Here is a 2175-nt window from a genome sequence, read left to right as displayed (position 1 = left end):
GTCGGAATCGAAAGATTCCTCCTACTCGATTGTTATGGTGTACGAATATTTTCTCCTAAGAGTGATTGACAAATACCTAGTCATGTCAATATAATGTAGTGGACGTGATATAACCACATACTATTTTAATAAATATTCAATGAAACAAAGAGTAAATTATCGACTGGTATAGCGAGAGGCGTTGGTGTGAGGTCTTACAGAATAGATAATTGAACCGCATTGTTGAGAAAAATGGCTGAACGATAGTGAGTAGGTCATTTCGCTAATGACGTTACCATTTCAAGTATGGGGGAGTGCAAGCTACCCCTAAAATTAGAGTGGTACCGTGGATCTCCGCCTCTGTTATAGAGGGGGAGATTTTTTTTATATCCAAAATAGTAAAGTTGTATGGAAATATATTTAGAAAATGATTTTAAGAGGAGGAAAATGATGAAATATATGAAACAAATCATGTTTGTTTGCCTGACATTTATTCTAGCTATGGTTGGCTTAAGTCAAAATCCAGTGTTAGCTACTGATAGTGGTCAAACAGCGACAGATATTCCAGAAGCAAGTGAAGTGTCTGCACCGGGAGAGGATACTTTATACCAAGATATTCAAGACCGAGGCGTATTACGGGTTGGTTACTAACTCGACGTATGCACCTTTTGAATTCTCTATTTTAAAAGATGGGAAAAATCAGGTTGTTGGGTTAGATATCTTTTTGGCACAAAAAATTGCAGATGACTTAGGCGTAGATCTTCAAGTTGTAGATATGGAGTTCTCAAACCTATTAACATCATTGGATACTGGTCAAATTGATATTGTATTAGCAGGAATGACTTCCACTGAAGAGCGCGCTAAATCAGTAGATTTCTCTGATATTTACCAAGTTTCTGGCCAATCATTTGTGATTCAAGAAAGTAAAGTGAATGAAATTACAGATGATAGTTACTTTTCAAATGGTGGAAAAATTTCGATTGGAGAAGGGACCACACAACAATTACTAGTTGGAGATTATTACCCTAATGCAGAAGTACAAGTAATGCGTACGACAACTGATTCGATTTCAGCTTTAGATTCAGGTTTAGTTGACGGTGTATTATTAGATGAGGACGTAGCCGGAGCGTATGCAGCAGAAAATCCCAATCTAACAGTGATTGAAGCGAATTTACCAATCCAAGACCCTGGTAAGGTAGCTGCCATGCCAAAAGACCAGCCTACATTACAAGCAGCAGTTAACGAATCTATTGCAGATGCTCAAGAACAAGGTTTAATTGATCAATGGTTGGAGGAATCTTATCAAATTATTGAAGACAATCGTCAATCTACTTGGTTAGCCTATGCACCTTACTTTGTGAATGGTCTAAAAACAACCTTAGTCATTTCGGCAATATCAATCTTCTTTGGTCTGATACTTGGTGCAATCTTAGCCCTAATGCGTCTGTCAGAAAATAAACTGGTAGATTTAGTTGCTCAAGCTTACATTGAAGTAGTCCGTGGTACACCATTAATGATTCAAGTGTTATTTATTTACTTAGGTTTTGCTGGCATGTTTGGTTGGACGACCATGACATCTGGTTTGGTGGCAGTATCGCTTAACTCAGGTGCTTATATTGCAGAAATTATCCGCGGAGGGATTAAATCTGTAGATAAAGGACAAGCTGAAGCTGCACGTTCACTTGGTTTAGGCTATTGGACGACGATGCAAAAGGTTATCTTCCCACAATCATTAAGATCTATCTGGCCTTCACTTGGGAATGAATTTGTATCATTAATCAAAGAATCATCAATCGTATCTACAATTGGTGTTGCGGAATTAACTTTCCAAACTCGAAATGTATCAACAATTACCTTCAATGGTATTATTCCGCTAGTCATCTCAATGGCTATCTACTTCATTCTAACCTTTACACTAACGAAACTATTAAATGTGTATGAACGCAAGATGAATGAGAAATATGCACGATAATTATATAAACTTGGAGTTGTAACAATAGGTTACAGCTCCTTTTTTAGTTCAAATTGGTATTATTTCAGCTTTATATCAATCTCGGTTATCATTAAATTAAATATAAAAGTTCTAATTGGAGAAAGGTTATACACGGAAAAATATGGAAAATGATTGCTGGTAACATATTAAATTATATTGATGATGACACCCTTTAGTTGGGTTCGTCAGAGCAGCCAGGTGTC

2 protein-coding genes are annotated in these 2175 nt (G+C 36.8%); both read left to right on the top strand.

Going from position 1 to position 2175, the window contains the following annotated elements; translation table 11 throughout:
* The first annotated feature begins 429 nt into the window (after window positions 1-429).
* Window positions 430-630, top strand: coding sequence for a hypothetical protein (locus HMPREF3116_RS09160; protein ID WP_246819043.1), 201 nt, complete (start codon window positions 430-432; stop codon window positions 628-630).
* A complete protein-coding gene (locus HMPREF3116_RS03515; RefSeq protein WP_246819042.1) occupies window positions 620-1951 on the top strand; it encodes an ABC transporter substrate-binding protein/permease in 1332 nt (443 codons plus the stop codon). Before HMPREF3116_RS09160 ends, HMPREF3116_RS03515 begins: the two co-directional genes overlap by 11 nt.
* The last annotated feature ends 224 nt before the right edge of the window (window positions 1952-2175 follow it).

Origin of the sequence: Aerococcus sp. HMSC10H05, from assembly GCF_001806975.1 — a bacterium.
In the GTDB taxonomy this organism is placed as follows: Bacteria; Bacillota; Bacilli; order Lactobacillales; family Aerococcaceae; genus Aerococcus; species Aerococcus viridans_B.
Note: the sequence above shows the minus strand (reverse complement) of the source record. Positions and strands in the feature narration are given on the sequence as shown.

Coding starts and splice junctions, on each gene's coding strand:
- HMPREF3116_RS09160 (WP_246819043.1), top strand. CDS start 430: ATGAAATATATGAAACAAATCATGTTTGTTTGCCTGACATTTATTCTA.